Here is a 16,114-nt window from a genome sequence, read left to right as displayed (position 1 = left end):
ATATTTAGCGTTGATAAAGAAAAAATGGTGAGACTCCTGCGGGAAAAGCAACAGTTGAAGACCCCGCAGAAAGCGTAGCTTTCGAGGAGGCTGAGACGTTGCCCGCGGAAAGCGAGCTATTTTTCTTTATCAACAACAAACTATCACAACGCCAAGTCAAAAAGTTAATCGGTAAGTGTTCCGTGAGAACTTTAGCTTAAAGTACTCCATGTTTCGTCAAAACTGCTCTGATGATCGTGTAGCTGATATCATCTGGAAGACGTTCTTTAATAGGCTTCAGTTTGACCTCCGATTGGTCGGACTCCTCTAATTGTTGTAATACCTGTTTTTCGATTTCATCAGTGAAAAATTTATCTAGTTCAAGTTTGTGCCCTTCCTTGTTGGCCTTAAATAAGTGATTCTCAATTGTTATGGAAGAGAGTTCGCGTTCAGTTGCGATTTCTTTGATGCTCTTACCGTTTTGAAATAAATCGTATGAGATGACAAAGCCTGGTTTATCACCGTATTCATTATTCTTTTTGGAGATGGTTGAAACGTCATTGGTATTTTCATCAACTTTTATTTCATCGCTGTGTTCTTCGCGGAACTTCTTTAGCTCAGTTAGAAATTCCTCTCCAAATTGGTCATATTTCTTCTCACCAACACCTTTCACCTGAAGCATGGAGGATTTGGTGTCAGGTATACGGCGAGCCATATCTTTTAGTGTTGCATCAGAAAAGACAAGATATGGAGGCAAGCCATGATCACTGGCGATTGATTTTCTTAACCCCCTTAAAATTTGGAATAATTCTTCCGAATAACTTGATGAAACTTCTCGTTTTTCATCACGGACTTTCATCCAAACCTTTTCTTGATCTTTCAGGATGTTAATCGAGCGGGGAGTTAGTTTTAGTACTGGAAACTGAGCATCTGTAATTGCTAAATAGCTGTCTGCCACCAGATAGTTTATGATATGGATAATTTCTTTTTCGGTATATTGCTTCAATAGTCCATAAGTGGAAAGGTGATGAAAATTGAAATCGATAATTTTTTGGCTTTTTGACCCCTTTAAAACCTTAGCTGTGAGGGTTACCCCAAATCGTTCCCCCATTCGCTTTACACAAGACAAAATCATTTGAGCTTCTTTCGTCATATCCTCCTTATATCCATCATCAAGGCAATTACTACAATTGCCGCATTCAGAAAATTCTTGTTCGTCGCCAAAGTATTCTAAAATATAGCTTTGCAAACACTGGCTAGTATGGCAATAAGTAATCATCGATTGAAGCTTATTGTATTCATTCCTTTTCAATTCTTCATCCAGCGAAGAGTTCTCAATTAAGAATTTTTGCAGTTGAATATCTTGAGCCGAATATAGCAAGTGACAATCACTATCTACACCATCCCGACCAGCACGACCAGCTTCTTGATAGTAGGATTCAATGTTCATTGGAAGCGAATGATGAATCACAAATCGCACATTTGATTTATCTATCCCCATTCCAAACGCATTAGTTGCGACCATCACCTTTGTGTCGTCTGATGCAAATGTCACTTGTGCCTCTTGACGCTCTTCCTCAGTCAGCCCAGCATGATATCGTCCAGCTTGAATTCCTTTACTGATTAAAAACGAATGGATTTGATCGGTAATTTTACGAGTTGGTGTGTAAATAATCCCTGATTCATCAATGTTTTTTCGTATATAATTCAACATGTAATCTTTTTTATCCGTACCTTTAATGATTTTGAAACTCAGGTTTTCCCTTGCGAATCCAGTTACGACCGTGTGATTGGTCTCTACTTTTAGAAGTCTTTTTAAATCATTGATCACTTCTTTGGTAGCGGTAGCTGTAAGTGCGATGAGTGGTGGGGACATCTGAAGTTTTTGGATAGTCGGCACCACAGATCTATAGCTTGGACGAAAGTCGTGACCCCATTGTGAGACGCAATGTGCTTCATCGAATGCGATCAGGGAGATGTCTATTTTCTCTATCGAGCGAATAAAAGAGACAGATTCAAACCTTTCGGGCGCAACGTATAAAATTTTGTATTGTCCATCGACCATTCCATTAAGACGTGATTGCTGTTCTGAAGTATGTAACGAACTATTAATATAAGTGGCGGAAACCCCTACCGTTTGCAAAGCATCCACTTGATCTTTCATTAACGAAATGAGAGGTGAGATGATTATGGCTGTTCCATCCAATACAAGACTTGGAATCTGATAGCATAGAGATTTCCCACCACCAGTTGGCATGATCGCTAAGGTATTATTTTTATGTAATATATGATTAATGACTTCTTCTTGTCCTGGTCGGAAAGAAGAATAGCCAAAGTATTCATTGAGTTTGTCTAGTGCTTGATTCAGCAAATAAATCTTCCTTTTTAAATGAATTTGTATCGAAAAAAAACTTGTTCCTAAGAGATATTATATCATTCAGGAAAAGGTTACATCTTACCTGATCTATCATAAATTTCTATCAACATAGTTAGCCCATGCTGAATTTCGAATTGAAAAGAGGTTTACCCTTTTCTATATGTCAAGGTATGAATTTAATTTAAAAAAAGATATAATGATAAAAAGATTGTTAGACGATGTAGAAAGGTCGGAAAGCATGGCATATCGTGATGAAAAATTAAGCGAAGAGAAAGTGTTCAAGGACCCTGTTCACCGCTACATACATATTCGAGACCGCGTCATCTGGGATTTGATAGGGACTTCTGAATTTCAACGACTTCGTAGAATCAAACAGCTAGGGACAACCTATCTAACTTTCCACGGAGCAGAACACAGCCGTTTCAGTCACTCGTTAGGGGTGTATGAGATTGTCAGAAGAATCATCGAAAATTTCAAAGGTCATCCGAATTGGGATGAAGACGAGCGTTTAGTATGTTTAGCTGCAGCCCTGTTGCATGATTTAGGACATGGCCCTTTTTCACATTCTTTTGAAAAAGTATTCGACTTGGACCACGAAGATTATACACGTGAAATTATTTTAGGCGACACTCAAGTAAACAAGATTTTACGAAAAGTGGATCCAGGGTTTCCCCAAAAAGTAGCTGATGTCATCCATAAGACGTATTCTAATAAATTGGTTGTCAGTTTGATTTCAAGTCAGATTGATGCTGATCGAATGGACTATTTACAACGTGACGCTTATTTTACAGGCGTAAGCTACGGACATTTTGATATGGAGCGGATTCTACGTGTCATGCGCCCGATGGAAGAACAAGTAGTTATTAAAGAGAGTGGCATGCATGCCGTTGAAGACTACATTATGAGTCGATACCAGATGTATTGGCAGGTCTATTTTCATCCAGTCACACGTAGTGCTGAAGTGATTTTGACGAAGATTCTGCACCGCGCGAAGGAATTGTATCACTCCGATTTCAAATTCAAACTGGAGCCACGTCATTTCAAGAGCTTTTTTGAAAAAAAAGTGTCTCTCGAAGATTATTTGAAGTTGGATGAAAATGTTGCTTTCTACTATTTTCATATTTGGCAAGAAGAAGACGACGCGATTTTATCTGATTTATGTCGTCGTTTTGTCGACCGTGATTTGTATAAATATATTGAGTTCAATCCAGGCAATCAGTACAGAGAACTGATGGATTTGAAGGAATGTTTCATTGAAGCGGGAATTGATCCAACTTACTATTTAGAAGTCGATTCCTCATCGGATTTACCTTACGATTTCTATCGTCCAGGTGAAGAAGAGGAACGTTTGCCGATCCACTTGATGATGCCGAACGGAGACTTTAAAGAATTGTCGCGCCAGTCCGATATTGTTGAAGCCATTTCGGGTAAAAAGCGCACCGATCATAAATTATATTATGCGGAAGACTTAATCGAACAGCTTCCACAAGATAGCGAACTGAAACAACGGATCTTGGAAATTTTACAAGGTTAGGGGCTGAATGAATTGTTAGAAGATCACGCGAAACTTATCAACTTTTTTAATCAAGCAGAGGAAGTCGTCGGGCGCAAACGTCTACAGAAAATGATTTATATTATGAAAAAATGTGATATCGATTTTTCTGAACGTTATTCTTTTCACTTTTATGGACCATATTCAGAAGAATTATCTACTCGTATCGAAGAATTATGTAACTTAGGATTTTTAGATGAAGAGAAGGAAAAAGAAAAAGGTTATTATCAATATCGTTATCAACTGACGGATAGCGGTAAAGACTTCTTGAAGGATGCAGAAGTTGATACACCGAAACTGTCACCGATGATCACCAAAATGAACGAACAAAGCTCTAAATTTTTGGAACTAGTTTCAACGATGATGTACTTTGATAATTTTTCAAAAGATGAGGTTGAGGAAAAGGTACTGACGGTGAAAAGTAAACAGAACTTTACTGACGAAGACCTTACCGAAGCATGGAAGTTCATTGATGAATTAAAAAAACAGACTCACTAATTAGAATCGCCCTTTAAAAAGGGCGATTTTTATTTTTTCAAAAAAGGGGGAAACTGAGTGTTATCGTCAACACTTTGTGCGGAATTAGTATTTAATCTTAAATTGAATGTAAAGCTGACTTGACACAGCCTGAAATGTGAAGTAGACTTTACGTAAAGTTAGCTTTACTTTATGGAGGTAACATGCAAAATTTAATTAAGCAAAAAAGAAATTCCCTGCACATGACGCAAGATGATCTCTCAAGAAAACTTGATGTTTCTAGACAGACAGTAATCTCCTTAGAAAAAGGGAAATATAAACCATCCTTAGTATTAGCAAATAAATTAGCCCAGGTATTTGGGTGTTCCATAGAGGAAATATTTATTTTTGAAGGAGATGAAAATGTTGAGTGAGAGTATGTTGAACACTTTGGCGGGATTATCAGGTATTGCTTTTGCTGCAGTTGGAATGATTATTACTTATGTGATATTCAAGAAGGTTGGAAAGAAAAAACGTTGGTTTGATGAGCGCAATCAATTTGTTACGAATTATGCTAAAGCTTTATCATGGAATGTGACTTTAGTATCCATGATGATTGCATGGTGCGTAGTAATCATTTTTGATGGTATTTCATTTGCTTTCTTTTTACTGACAGCATTATATCTTGTGCACTGTATCTCCTTATTGTTCACTGGGATGGTAGCTTCCAAAAAAGCGTAACCTCAGCACTGTGTGGAAGGATGAGGGTAGATCGCTATATCTAAAATTTATTATTTTATGGGAGGGCTTTTCCTATCCATTGTTATTTTAAGGTTTAGAATGATGATAACTTTAGGTGAATTCTCCATTATTGAAATGACTTCATATATGGGGCTAGCCGTAACAAGTGTTTCCGTTGGTTATTTACAACCGCAAGTCATCCAAAAAGATGAAAGAATGAAACATATTCGCCAAAAAGCAATGCAATATTCATTGATGGCTATGTTAGTTTATATGTTCCTGCTAATGTTCTTACTTCAACTACAATTAGTGGGGTTAACTAGCTTTGAAACAATCGCACTCATTGCCAATAGCACGATTATCATGTTTGGGTGATTTGGATTTATCTTTCGAAAAAGATGTAGGAGGAATCAAAATGGATAACGTAGGAATTATTCTTTTATTAATAGGGTTGGCCATCGTGGGTTATGTCATTACGAGAAGAGATCTTGATGAAGATGGAAAAATGACGAAGAAAGCTTATAAGAAAATGGGAATCTTATACGTGATTGTGTTTATTTCTGTCGTGGTAATAGTCAGTATCATGCAATCGATGAATTAGACTTGGTTATGTTACATAAAAAATCCTGCAGATTGAATTCTGCAGGATTTAATTATATTATTTCGCTTCTAAGCGACGGATTCTTTCATCGATATCTGGGTGAGATGAGAACATGCTAGTTGATCTCTTGTTGTTGATTTTAAGAGTCTGAATAGCCGCATCATCTGTTTCTTCCGCATTGAACACTTGATTTTTCAATGAACGAAGCGCATGAGCCATCTTATCCTTACCAGCTAGGTCTGCACCACCTCTGTCAGCATGGAATTCACGGTAACGAGAGTACGCCATGACGACTAGTGAACCTAAGATTGAGAATAGAATCTGGAAAATGATAATCGCTGCGAATCGCACGACGAATTGTAGTTCAGGTTTCACTAATCGAGAAACTAGAATCGCTGCGATACGTGAGAAGAACACCACGAATGTATTCACTACACCTTGAAGTAATGTCATCGTGACCATGTCACCATTTGAAACGTGTGCAACCTCGTGAGCGATAACACCTTCAACGGCATCGTCATCCATCGATTGAAGTAAACCACTAGAGACTGCTACCAACGAACGTTTCTTCGAAGGTCCTGTTGCGAAAGCATTAACTTCACGTGCATTGTAAATACCGACTTCTGGCATATGCATTAGTCCTGCAGCGCGTGATAGACGGTGAACTTTCTCGACGACTGTTTTCTCTTGAGGTGAAAGGCTGCCATTTGGGTCTAGCACTTTCACTTTCATCATTTTCTTAGCCATCCAACGAGACATGGCTAGTGAAATGAAGGAGCCTGCAAAACCGACAATGATACTGAATATACCAATTGATACTAAATCTAATCCTAAAATTCCACTCTGGCTTTCGAATGAACCGCCAAAGTCAGTGAATGTAGTGATCAGTGACCAAACGATGATGATTGTGGTCATTACTAATATGTTTGTAAGTATGAAAAATAGAATTCTTTTACCCACTGCTTTTCCCCCTGCAAATTTTCTAATTTATTTATTTTATTATACCACGCAAACCCTTTTCATAAAACGAAAGTGACCCTTAATGATATTTGTTCACTAGAACGTCAAAAAATTATGGAGACGCACATGCTTTTTTAAATAGGCATAGGCTATATGAGAAAAGATTCATAGGAGGAAAAAATGTATTTTCCATATCAGTATTATAATCCGAGAACAAACTATGATTGGAGACAGCAACCAATAAGAGGTCAGGCTTCATGGACGACGGGCGGATCAGTGACTCAATGTAATATTCCATGGTCAGATAATGAATTCCTGACGGTAGCTGTCAGTCCAAATAGCCTTTACACCTGTGGGCAAACGTTAAAAGTCGATTACCCCCAAACGGGGCGAGAGGTATTGGTTGAAGTTGTAGATACTGTTCCAGGCTATCCACCAAACAAAATCAATTTACATCAAAAGGCTTTTGAAGCTTTGGGTGCCAATCCCGATATGGGCATCATTAACGTGATGATCACTCCTTCACCTGAACTAGAGCAAGAGCAATTCGGTAGATATCTAGTAGAAGTGGCACAAGTTGCATATCCAATGTATCGAGTAGTAGATTATCAATTTCTTGGTAGGGAGGAAGTAGCCTCTAACAGGGTAAAGGAAAGTTATGAATTCACATTAGCTTCACCGCAAGAGAGAATCAAGGTAAGAGGAAATGTCATTTATAACCCCCAAACGAACCGAGTGATTTCATTCGACTTGAATGAAGTAGAAAGTTAGCAAAGGAACTTGCATGACAGGTTCCTTTGTTTTTTCTTTTGGTAAAATGAAAATTAAAGAAGGAAGTGTTGTCGGTTGAAGAGAAATAGTGAAGAGTTATCAAGTAATTTTTTTCTCAAAATGGATAACGCTTCCGGAGGTTTTTAGATTAATAGATATATTCTCCTCGTTGGTCGGACTCATATTCATAGCAATTCAATATATACATTTTTGATAATGGGAGGTTTCGAAATTGAAACGTGCACTGGTAGTCGGTGGTACGGGGATGTTGAAGGAGGCCACTATATGGTTACATCATCAAGGTTACCGGGTCTCTGTAATTGGAAGAAGTCATGAGAAGATGGACAAGTTGATTCAACTAGCTGAACACCCCAAACTCATAGAGCCACTCTTAGTCGATTATAAAAAAGATACGGAACTAAAAAGTACTATCTCTCACTCCATTGAAGACAATGGTGGGTATGATTTAGTGATTGCGTGGATTCATTCTGATGCTCCACAGGCGTTAAATATAATCATAGAATGCTTACATAAGGATAAAAAATGGAGCCTTTTTCATGTGCTAGGTAGTAGTACGGATTTAGACGAAATTGATCAAACAGTTAAGCGACCTTTGAATGGTAGATACCATCAAGTTCAATTAGGGTTTATTAAAAAAGGAAATTCTACTCGCTGGTTGACCCATAAAGAGATATCAACAGGGGTTATAGATGCGATTAAAAATAACGAAAAGCGTCATGTGGTCGGTCAACTATAACCGTGGGATGAACAACCATATTCGTAATAAGAAAAGAGGGGTCACATGAATCATCATATGGGATTATATGAAGAACCGATGGAAGCAATCAAATCGGGAAATAAAAAGATAGAAGTTCGTTTGAATGACGAAAAAAGAAGGAAGATTAGTGTTGGTGATACAATCACTTTCACCAAGGTGCCAGAGGAGACTGAACAAATAAAAGTAGAAGTCACAGCAATGGTCTCTTACTCAAGTTTTCACGAAATGTATTCAAATTTTCCTGCTTCAGATTTAGGAGCAGAGGGTAAGACGATAGAAGAGATGGTTAAAAGTACTTATCATATTTATACCCCTGAACAAGAGAAAAAGTGGGGGACGTTGGCAATTCAAGTTAAGCTTATTCAATAAAGGAGACAAGTTATGGATTTCATTTTATGGTTAGTAGTGATTGCGCTATTTATTTTAAGTTTTATTGGAATCATATATCCGATTATTCCTGCTCCAGTTGTTTTATGGGGTGGTTTCTTGGTTTATCACTTCTTCATCGACTCCGGTGAGCTCACATGGGTTTTCTGGACTTCCATGATTATTTTGACAGCGATACTCATAATCGCAGATGTGATTGCGAATAGTTATTTTGTTAAACGGTTCGGAGGTTCTAAAAAAGGGGAATGGGTCGCTGCGATTGCGGTAATTTTCGGTTCATTCATCATACCTCCGTTTGGAATACTGGTACTACCATTTGTAGCTGTATTCATCACTGAGTTACTTCAAAAAAGGACTCTCTATGATGCTGGAAGAGCATCCATAGGTTCTTTGCTCGGTTTCCTGAGTGGTTCAGTGGCCAAATTCATCATCACCCTCGTGATGGTTATTTGGTTCTTGGTTGTCGTTATTTTTTAACTCAAGAATAGACTGGTAGGAGGTCGTATAAATGAATGCCTATCATCTTATAACCTTTGTTGCGATTGGATTCATCATATACGCAATCGATAAGAGGAAGGAATACTTTCCGGTCCCGATTATTTTATTGACGTTAGGAATAGCCCTTTCGTTTATTCCTTTCTATGCAGAAGCGGAATTGACTAAAAAAATTATTTTTGAGTGGTTCCTTCCAGCCATTCTGTTTGTTTCTGCTTATCAGTTTCCACTAAAAGATTTCAAGAAATATTTTGGAGTTTTTACAGCGTTAGCTACGGTAGGAATGCTATTGACTGCGTTTCTTTTAGCTGGGGCTATGGCGGCAACAATAGGAATCGCCTTATCGATTGGGTTTATTGGAACGCTACTAATTGCATCGATATTGACTCCGACAGACCCTGTTTCCGTCGTCAATATCTTGAAAAAGTCGACTGACAAGGCTCAGCTTGCTGATATTGTCGAAGGTGAATCGATGTTCAATGATGGGACAAGTGTGGTACTTTTTACTGTAGTAGCAGGCATTTATACAAATGAACAAAACTTTGCAATTCTGACTTTCTTTAAGGAGTTTGCCCTAGTAGCTTTTGGAGGCTTAGCCATCGGGTTAGTCATCGGCTACACCGTAAGTAAGATCATCCATGTCACCCACCATGAGGAATACCAGGTAATGGTAAGTGTCGTCATGGCTTATGGTGCATTCTTGGTAGCAGAGCATTTTGGGGTATCTGGTGTTCTTGCCACGGTTGCTGCGGGCTTACTATTCTCTTATGAGATTCAAGACTTAGAGAATGAAGAGAAATACCGTAATTATTTAGATGGTTTTTGGGAGGTAGTGAATCCTGTATTACTATCTATCTTGTTCATCGTGATGGGAATAGAGGCGATGGATTTGCTGAAATGGAACCACCTTTGGGCAATTGGCGTTCTTTTTCTATTGACTTTAGTTGTAAGATTCTTAGTTCTGTATGGTGTCTTTCAAGCTATTCCTAAATGGAGACATGAGTTCAGTTTAAAAAATATAAACCTGATGACGTGGGCAGGAATTAAGGGAACGATGTCTATTGCGTTGTTATTAGGTTTCAAAGATCAATATAGTGGAGAAGCAGAGCTGATTTTTTCGCTGACAATTGGCGTTATCATTTTATCTTTGGTTGTTCAAAGTTTAATAATTTACCCACTGACGAAATGGCAACAGCACCATTGATTTTTGTACAGAAAAGAAAAAAATATAAAATATTTTTTATTTAATACGTTAAAGCGAAATTTTGGGGTATATATGTTATAGTTAGAGTGATTTTGGGACTTTTATACCACAAAAAGAGAAGTGGGTGATGGATAATGGGACAACAGACTGAGTTGAATGTGGTGCTAAAGGAACAAAGTAAAATGATTGAGATGATTGCATTAGGTACTTATTCTTTGCAAGACATTCTTGAACATTTAACGAATACAGTGGATTACGTCATTCCCGATATTCAATCGTCCATCCTTTTATTTGATGAGGAAAATGAGATTCTAGGAATGGGAATTGGACCAAGCCTTCCTCAGGACTTTTTGGATACCGTAGATGGATTGAAACCAGGGCCGAAAGCTGGCTCATGCGGAACTGCTGCGTTTCACCGCCAAAAAGTAGTTGTGGAAGATACATCGAGTGATCCTTTATGGGAAGATTTCAGGGAGATTGCTGAAAAGTATCATCTGAGTTCATGCTCCTCGATTCCAATAATTTCATCGAAGAATAAGCTACTTGGGACGATGGCTTTCTATTCAAAAAATAAAAACGTTAAATTGGATCAAGAATTTGAAATCCTTGAGACATTTGCTAATTTGGCTAAGTTGATCATTGAACGGAAACAAGAAGAAAATCAACTTCGTCTTTCGAATACAGTGATTGAAAATAGTCCAGTTGTCGTGGTTCGCTGGAAGGTTGATAAAAATTGGCCAGTTGAATATATTTCGAATAATATCGTTCAATTTGGATATTCACCTAAAGAGTTTTTAGAAGATCAAATCAATTATGCTTCAATTCTTCACCCGATCGACTTAGGTCGAGTCCAAAAAGAAGTAAATGAACATATTCAAAATAGAGAAACGAACTACCAACAAGAGTATCGCATTTTTACTAAGGATGGCGATATTCGATGGATAGACGATCGTACAGTCCTGGTATGGGATCAGAATGGAAATTTAACTCATATAGAGGGCGTTTTACTAGATATTTCTGATCGTAAAGAAGCGGAAGAACGCGCGCATTATTTAGCTAATAATGACCCGTTGACTGGACTACCCAACAGAAGATATTTGCAAACCGTATTAGATCAAGAGATTACTAGTACGAATAGTAAAGGGAAAAAATTGGCACTTTTATATCTTGATTGTGATAATTTCAAAAAAATCAATGACCAGCTGGGGCACAGTGCGGGAGATGAGTTTTTAATCTATCTTGCTAAACGTCTTAAGAATTGTATTCGTGAAACCGATGTGATTGCAAGAATTGGTGGCGATGAATTCACGGTGATCTTGAGAAACGTGGAAGAAGAAAGTGACATTCTGTGTGTAATCAATCGCATTCTTGAAACAACAAGTGAACCATGGAAGTTACAAGGAGAAGTTTTCCATGTCACCATGAGTGTCGGAATAGCTGTATATCCTGATGATGGGGAAGATACCGAAACCTTGATCAGAAAGGCAGACATTGCATTATATAAAGCAAAAGATGATGGGAAAAATACTTTCCAGTGGTATGAGCATAAGAAAGAGGAAGCCAGATAAGGCTTCCTCTTTTCTTGGTCTTATGCCACTTTTCTGCATTCTTTAGCGCAATTGAAGCATGCTTTCGCACATTCTTGGCAGTGGTCATGATCATGTTTTTCACATTCTTTACCACATGCCTCACAAATTTCGGCACAAACTTTAGCCAGCTCCGCTTTGAATGGAGTATCTCTAAGTAAAGCTTGTTCAAAAAATCCGCAAATATCTGCGCACTCACGGTCAAGGCGAATACATTCTGCCATCATCTTGACGTCATCTTCTTTCAAGCATGAATCATAACAATGGTTACATGCGGCCATGCAGTCGTGTAATGCTGAAATCAATGATTGGTTTTCGTGTTTAGACATGAATCATCACTCCTTTGTATTGTTAGTATAATAAATTGCCAAGTTGAATTTTTTATAAACATCTTATGACTATTTTAATAGATTTTTCAAAACTTGGGCATGATTATAATCTTCTTCCTTTGTAGCAAACAGAATAGTCAACTTCTTTTTATTCGCCATACCCTTCAATTCATTGAAAGCTTCTTTCCGTTGATCTTCCTTTAATTCTTCTTTGTACTTTTTCTTGAAGTCATTGAACTTATCAGGATCATGACCAAACCATTGTCTGAGGTCTTTACTTGGTGCGATTTCCTTCAACCATTTATCTAGGTGAGCATCCTCTTTTGAGACACCCCTCGGCCAAACTCCGTCAACAAGCACACGCTGGCCATCATTTTTGTTGGCTTTTTCATAAATTCTTTTAAGTTGGATATTCATATGGGAACCTCCTTATAGATTGCGTACCCGCTAAACCTAGTGATGAATCCAAATACTAGACAAAAACGAGGGGTTACTAGTCGTAAACGAAGAGTTACTAGTCGTAACCATGGAACTACTAGTCATAAACCACAACCTGATCTCAATTACTTGATCCTGATAGTTGGAGAACCTCATAAATAAACGACAATTTAAAAAACCCGAACTTTCTCGAAATCATGTACGAAATTTCGAATAATAAGCTCGGATTTTACCACTTTCATTTTTGATTAAGGGTTAAAAGAAATTTAACAGACGTATTCAGCTAATACAGCTTGCACTTTGTATATGTTAAGTTGTTTGTTGAAGGTCTTCTCGATCGGGGTTGAACTTCCTGAGACCCAAATTTTCAGCTCAGCATCTAGGTCGAACGTACCTGCCGTTTCGACTGAGAAGTGGGCGATATTTTGGTAAGGGATTGAATGGTACTCAGTTTTTTTGCCAGTGACACCTTGTTTATCTACCAATATCAGTCGTTTGTTAGTAAAGACAAATAAGTCGCGTACAAGTTTATACGCATGTTCGACCTCTTCAGACGAAGCTAGTAGATCACTTAATTCTTGTTCCACTTTCTTGGCGTCCACTTCTGAAGCATTATTCATCATTCCGTCAAAAATTCCCATCATAAGTCCTCCTTAAAAAAGCCTAGGTTGAATTATATAATATAGCTCTACAATGAACTCAACCAGCGTGTAGATTTTCTCATAACAAACTATAACCACACTAAAAATATATGCACTCTATGCCAACTAATTAATCTCTTTTTTGTGATACATGATCATCGCTTCAGCTCTCCAAAAACTGGTGCTAAATTGGATATCAACTACTTCCACGCCTTTTTGGATGATGAATTCATTCACTTTCTTTTCTAGCTTTGCTGCGCCAGTAAAGGACTGAATGATTTTCACTTTCATCTGAACCACCCCTTATATGAGATCTTTTTCCTCGAAACGCTTGAATGAGCGACTTGTAAGGTTTTCAAGTTCTTTAAAAAGAGTGTCGTCATACTTTTTGAAATTGAAACATGATTTACCTTGCATTCTTTTTCTTAATTCAGGGGTTATATCTTCTAAAAGGTCAGGAAACATATAAACCGGCATAAGGTAGTAACTTACGTAGTTCTTTTTAATATGAACAGACCCGAAATAATATGGTTTATTGTTTTTAGGAAATTTCTTTTCTGAATCAAGGTAATAAACTTCATCAGTATCTTGCTGAACAACCAAGTGTTCCTCATACTTTTTCAGATAACTTTTTAATTCTTCAAAGATTGTCTCGAACGAATCTTGTGACATTCCATCACCATCCTTATGTCTAGTATAAGTGATGAGCGGGTAATGATAAATGAATACCCTAAAGGAGGACTTCTTAATGCTCTCTAAAAAAGATACAGTCTTACAACACAATGAACGTACGTTAGAATATGTTGATGCTCTCGACAAATTGACTAACGAGGAATGGAATAGCCCTATGTCTGAGGGCAAGTGGTCAGTCGGTGAAGTGATCGCACACTTCAAGCCTTGGGATGAGCTAGTAATGGAAAAGCGTGTTCCATATTTTTTCTCAGATGAACCATTTCCGGATAAAGGATTTGAAACAGATGAACGTAATAAAGAAGCGGCAAAATTTGCTCGAGAAAATAGACAAGAAGAGGTCATCGAACGATTCAAGGATCACAGAAAGAGATTCATTGATACGTTGAATCAGCTAGATGAAGATGATTTCGATAAAGAAATTCAAATCAGAGATGAAAAGATCACGATTTATGACTATTTTGAATTTATGATTAGACACGACGATCATCACTTTAAACAAATTGATGCGTTCCTCGCAAAAAATTAAAAAAACATATCAACAACCATTTGTATGATTAATGATGCTGTAACTAAACGTAGCAACACTTTTACGTATGAGACTTTGATCATTCCGGCTAGCCGTACGCCGATTTGGGCTCCTGTCAATGAGCCGAGGAGCAATGCAAGGGTCAAGCCCCAAATAATTTGGCCTGTTGCTATGTAACTGATTGCAGCACCAAAACATGATGAGAAGGTAGCGACCCGCACAAGTCCAACCGCCTTATAATAGCTGATTTTCAGATAAGAAAATAAGTAAAGCATCAGTGTCCCTTGCCCTGGCCCGAATGCACCGTCATAAATGCCGATGCCGAAGAGGGAGGGGGCACTTTGTTTATTCAAATAGAAATGGTCGTTACCAGTAAAAGGTGCCTTGCTCACAAAAGACATGATAAAAGCAAATATAAGCAAGAATATAGCGATTTTCATCAATATTTCCTCTGCAAGCATGGAAGCGATCAATCCGCCTGTAACACCACCCGCTAGGCTGATCGGAATGATTTTTAGCCCTTCTTTAAGGCTCACACCTTTTCTTCGATAAATCATGATAAAACTGGATAAAGAGCTGAATGTATTAGAAATCTTGTTTGCTCCAATCGCCGAGTGAACTGGCATCCCAAGCAATAACATAGCGGGCAAGCTCACCAAACCACCACCCCCAGCTAGAGTTCCTAAGGTAGTTGCAATTATACCAATCATAAATAACCATATGTAATCCATTTTGAAAAACCTCTTTCACACAAAAAATCCGCATACCTCAACAGAAGTAGCGGATGTTATAAGTGTTCGTCAATATATTCGTTGAGTTCTTCTTCCATCTTTTGAATGATGCGTTCTTGGTGTGCTTCGGGCGATTCATCCTCTTCTTTAGGGTGTCTTTCCGCCATAATTTTAAGGACTCGATCCTCTAGTAATTGTTGAGCAAAACTATCATACTCCCATTCATAGAAATATTCTTCTTTAGAAATGTCGAGAGCATTGCTCATTTTTATGAAAAATGGGTTCGATTCTGAACTATCATTGATATACGATATTTGTTCATCGATGAAATTTTCAACTTCATTATCAGTAATGGTTACCTGGTATTCTTCTTGCGCCCAGTCCTTCATCAATTGAGCTCTCTGGCGATACTCCATAGATACATCTACTAGGTTTGTACCCTCTAAATCTTCTTGAGCAGACATGCGAGTCTGAATATACGTTTTGATAATCCATCTTCGTACATCATCATTGGAAAGCTCTATTTCTTGATTGTTGACTGTAAGGGTATTGTTTTGTTTCAATAAACGATTATATTCATTTTTAGCTTGTTTAACGAGTTCTTCAACTTCAATAGATTCTTTTTCTTCTTCTTCTGAATCAGAATCTGTATCAGAATCTTCAAGTCCGACTTCTTCATCTTGGTCGGCTGTCACATCCTCAGAATCAGTGGTTAATAGATTCCAAGTGATCAAAAGTCCGCCAACAACTAGAAGGCCTGTCAGAAGGAATTTTTTCATCCTATTCGCCACCTAATAAAATAAATTATCTTCAATTTTAAAGTAACACATCATGGCTAATAAGGCGAAGAAAATAGACTGAGATACGAG

Annotated in this window: 22 protein-coding genes; 13 read left to right on the top strand and 9 right to left on the bottom strand. The window is 37.9% G+C overall.

Going from position 1 to position 16,114, the window contains the following annotated elements; translation table 11 throughout:
* Positions 1–196 precede the first annotated feature (196 nt).
* On the bottom strand, positions 197–2,350 hold the full coding sequence (gene recQ / locus CEY16_RS10510; protein WP_101331968.1) for a DNA helicase RecQ: 2,154 nt from the start codon (positions 2,348–2,350) through the stop codon (positions 197–199).
* 244 nt (positions 2,351–2,594) lie between these two features.
* Between recQ and CEY16_RS10505 the strand changes: the two genes are divergently transcribed.
* The 6 genes from CEY16_RS10505 to CEY16_RS10480 all read left to right on the top strand — a co-directional run bounded on the left by CEY16_RS10505 (position 2,595) and on the right by CEY16_RS10480 (position 5,706).
* Positions 2,595–3,890, top strand: coding sequence for an HD domain-containing protein (locus CEY16_RS10505; protein ID WP_101332361.1), 1,296 nt, complete (start codon positions 2,595–2,597; stop codon positions 3,888–3,890).
* 12 nt (positions 3,891–3,902) lie between these two features.
* Positions 3,903–4,406 carry a YwgA family protein gene (locus tag CEY16_RS10500; RefSeq protein WP_101331967.1) on the top strand — a complete coding sequence of 168 codons (504 nt, stop codon included), beginning with the start codon at positions 3,903–3,905 and terminating at the stop codon, positions 4,404–4,406.
* Positions 4,407–4,588: 182 nt separating this feature from the next.
* Positions 4,589–4,798 (top strand): helix-turn-helix transcriptional regulator, encoded by a 210-nt coding sequence (locus tag CEY16_RS10495; protein ID WP_101331966.1) that lies wholly within the window; start codon positions 4,589–4,591, stop codon positions 4,796–4,798.
* A complete protein-coding gene (locus tag CEY16_RS10490) occupies positions 4,791–5,105 on the top strand; it encodes a DUF2178 domain-containing protein (protein ID WP_101332360.1) in 315 nt (104 codons plus the stop codon). The genes CEY16_RS10495 and CEY16_RS10490 overlap by 8 nt, the downstream gene beginning before the upstream one ends.
* A 99-nt stretch (positions 5,106–5,204) precedes the next feature.
* Complete coding sequence (locus CEY16_RS10485; protein WP_101331965.1) at positions 5,205–5,480, top strand: hypothetical protein; 276 nt, start codon at positions 5,205–5,207, stop codon at positions 5,478–5,480.
* 40 nt (positions 5,481–5,520) lie between these two features.
* On the top strand, positions 5,521–5,706 hold the full coding sequence (locus CEY16_RS10480) for a hypothetical protein (protein WP_101331964.1): 186 nt from the start codon (positions 5,521–5,523) through the stop codon (positions 5,704–5,706).
* 57 nt (positions 5,707–5,763) lie between these two features.
* Here the strand turns inward: CEY16_RS10480 and htpX are convergent, their stop codons facing one another.
* On the bottom strand, positions 5,764–6,666 hold the full coding sequence (gene htpX / locus CEY16_RS10475) for a protease HtpX (protein ID WP_101331963.1): 903 nt from the start codon (positions 6,664–6,666) through the stop codon (positions 5,764–5,766).
* Positions 6,667–6,846: 180 nt separating this feature from the next.
* On the opposite strand from htpX, the gene CEY16_RS10470 reads away from it, so the two are divergent.
* From CEY16_RS10470 to CEY16_RS10445, 6 genes are all read left to right on the top strand, one after another.
* Complete coding sequence (locus CEY16_RS10470; protein WP_101331962.1) at positions 6,847–7,437, top strand: DUF3889 domain-containing protein; 591 nt, start codon at positions 6,847–6,849, stop codon at positions 7,435–7,437.
* Positions 7,438–7,669: 232 nt separating this feature from the next.
* Positions 7,670–8,194: a short-chain dehydrogenase gene (locus tag CEY16_RS10465; protein WP_101331961.1), complete on the top strand. Its 525-nt coding sequence runs from the start codon at positions 7,670–7,672 to the stop codon at positions 8,192–8,194.
* A 45-nt stretch (positions 8,195–8,239) separates the two neighbouring features.
* Entirely contained in the window at positions 8,240–8,584 is a 345-nt protein-coding gene (locus CEY16_RS10460; protein WP_101331960.1) for an ASCH domain-containing protein, read from the top strand.
* Positions 8,585–8,596: 12 nt separating this feature from the next.
* Complete coding sequence (locus CEY16_RS10455; RefSeq protein WP_101331959.1) at positions 8,597–9,079, top strand: DUF456 domain-containing protein; 483 nt, start codon at positions 8,597–8,599, stop codon at positions 9,077–9,079.
* A gap of 31 nt (positions 9,080–9,110) precedes the next feature.
* Positions 9,111–10,301, top strand: coding sequence for a cation:proton antiporter (locus CEY16_RS10450; RefSeq protein ID WP_101331958.1), 1,191 nt, complete (start codon positions 9,111–9,113; stop codon positions 10,299–10,301).
* A 134-nt stretch (positions 10,302–10,435) separates the two neighbouring features.
* Positions 10,436–11,869 (top strand): sensor domain-containing diguanylate cyclase, encoded by a 1,434-nt coding sequence (locus CEY16_RS10445; protein WP_101331957.1) that lies wholly within the window; start codon positions 10,436–10,438, stop codon positions 11,867–11,869.
* A gap of 20 nt (positions 11,870–11,889) precedes the next feature.
* On the opposite strand, the gene CEY16_RS10440 is transcribed toward CEY16_RS10445, so the two are convergent.
* From CEY16_RS10440 to CEY16_RS10425, 5 genes are all read right to left on the bottom strand, one after another.
* A complete protein-coding gene (locus CEY16_RS10440) occupies positions 11,890–12,216 on the bottom strand; it encodes a four-helix bundle copper-binding protein (protein ID WP_101331956.1) in 327 nt (108 codons plus the stop codon).
* Between the two features lie 69 nt (positions 12,217–12,285).
* A complete protein-coding gene (locus CEY16_RS10435) occupies positions 12,286–12,633 on the bottom strand; it encodes a DUF488 domain-containing protein (RefSeq protein ID WP_101331955.1) in 348 nt (115 codons plus the stop codon).
* A 287-nt stretch (positions 12,634–12,920) separates the two neighbouring features.
* Entirely contained in the window at positions 12,921–13,295 is a 375-nt protein-coding gene (locus CEY16_RS10430) for a PH domain-containing protein (protein WP_101331954.1), read from the bottom strand.
* Positions 13,296–13,421: 126 nt separating this feature from the next.
* Positions 13,422–13,586: a hypothetical protein gene (locus CEY16_RS15240; RefSeq protein WP_162297919.1), complete on the bottom strand. Its 165-nt coding sequence runs from the start codon at positions 13,584–13,586 to the stop codon at positions 13,422–13,424.
* Positions 13,587–13,598: 12 nt separating this feature from the next.
* Entirely contained in the window at positions 13,599–13,967 is a 369-nt protein-coding gene (locus CEY16_RS10425) for a hypothetical protein (protein WP_101331953.1), read from the bottom strand.
* A 76-nt stretch (positions 13,968–14,043) separates the two neighbouring features.
* On the opposite strand from CEY16_RS10425, the gene CEY16_RS10420 reads away from it, so the two are divergent.
* Entirely contained in the window at positions 14,044–14,514 is a 471-nt protein-coding gene (locus CEY16_RS10420; RefSeq protein ID WP_162297918.1) for a DinB family protein, read from the top strand.
* Here CEY16_RS10420 and CEY16_RS10415 read toward each other — a convergent pair.
* On the bottom strand, positions 14,511–15,245 hold the full coding sequence (locus tag CEY16_RS10415; protein WP_101331951.1) for a sulfite exporter TauE/SafE family protein: 735 nt from the start codon (positions 15,243–15,245) through the stop codon (positions 14,511–14,513). The two genes, CEY16_RS10420 and CEY16_RS10415, sit on opposite strands and share 4 nt — an antisense overlap.
* Before the next feature lie 56 nt (positions 15,246–15,301).
* Positions 15,302–16,024, bottom strand: a complete 723-nt coding sequence (locus CEY16_RS10410; protein WP_101331950.1) for a hypothetical protein — start codon at positions 16,022–16,024, stop codon at positions 15,302–15,304.
* Between the last annotated feature and the right edge of the window lie 90 nt (positions 16,025–16,114).

The sequence above is a fragment of the Halalkalibacillus sediminis genome (genome assembly GCF_002844535.1).
Lineage (GTDB): Bacteria > Bacillota > Bacilli > Bacillales > Alkalibacillaceae > Halalkalibacillus_A > Halalkalibacillus_A sediminis.
This window is presented reverse-complemented; position numbering and strand designations above follow the sequence as displayed.

Coding starts and splice junctions, on each gene's coding strand:
- CEY16_RS10415 (WP_101331951.1), bottom strand. CDS start 15,245: ATGGATTACATATGGTTATTTATGATTGGTATAATTGCAACTACCTTA.
- CEY16_RS10420 (WP_162297918.1), top strand. CDS start 14,044: ATGCTCTCTAAAAAAGATACAGTCTTACAACACAATGAACGTACGTTA.
- CEY16_RS10470 (WP_101331962.1), top strand. CDS start 6,847: ATGTATTTTCCATATCAGTATTATAATCCGAGAACAAACTATGATTGG.
- CEY16_RS10485 (WP_101331965.1), top strand. CDS start 5,205: ATGATGATAACTTTAGGTGAATTCTCCATTATTGAAATGACTTCATAT.
- CEY16_RS10460 (WP_101331960.1), top strand. CDS start 8,240: ATGAATCATCATATGGGATTATATGAAGAACCGATGGAAGCAATCAAA.
- CEY16_RS10430 (WP_101331954.1), bottom strand. CDS start 13,295: ATGGGAATTTTTGACGGAATGATGAATAATGCTTCAGAAGTGGACGCC.
- CEY16_RS10505 (WP_101332361.1), top strand. CDS start 2,595: ATGGCATATCGTGATGAAAAATTAAGCGAAGAGAAAGTGTTCAAGGAC.
- CEY16_RS10445 (WP_101331957.1), top strand. CDS start 10,436: ATGGGACAACAGACTGAGTTGAATGTGGTGCTAAAGGAACAAAGTAAA.
- CEY16_RS10480 (WP_101331964.1), top strand. CDS start 5,521: ATGGATAACGTAGGAATTATTCTTTTATTAATAGGGTTGGCCATCGTG.
- CEY16_RS10440 (WP_101331956.1), bottom strand. CDS start 12,216: ATGTCTAAACACGAAAACCAATCATTGATTTCAGCATTACACGACTGC.
- CEY16_RS10450 (WP_101331958.1), top strand. CDS start 9,111: ATGAATGCCTATCATCTTATAACCTTTGTTGCGATTGGATTCATCATA.
- CEY16_RS10435 (WP_101331955.1), bottom strand. CDS start 12,633: ATGAATATCCAACTTAAAAGAATTTATGAAAAAGCCAACAAAAATGAT.
- CEY16_RS10425 (WP_101331953.1), bottom strand. CDS start 13,967: ATGTCACAAGATTCGTTCGAGACAATCTTTGAAGAATTAAAAAGTTAT.
- CEY16_RS10455 (WP_101331959.1), top strand. CDS start 8,597: ATGGATTTCATTTTATGGTTAGTAGTGATTGCGCTATTTATTTTAAGT.
- CEY16_RS10495 (WP_101331966.1), top strand. CDS start 4,589: ATGCAAAATTTAATTAAGCAAAAAAGAAATTCCCTGCACATGACGCAA.
- CEY16_RS10410 (WP_101331950.1), bottom strand. CDS start 16,024: ATGAAAAAATTCCTTCTGACAGGCCTTCTAGTTGTTGGCGGACTTTTG.
- CEY16_RS15240 (WP_162297919.1), bottom strand. CDS start 13,586: ATGAAAGTGAAAATCATTCAGTCCTTTACTGGCGCAGCAAAGCTAGAA.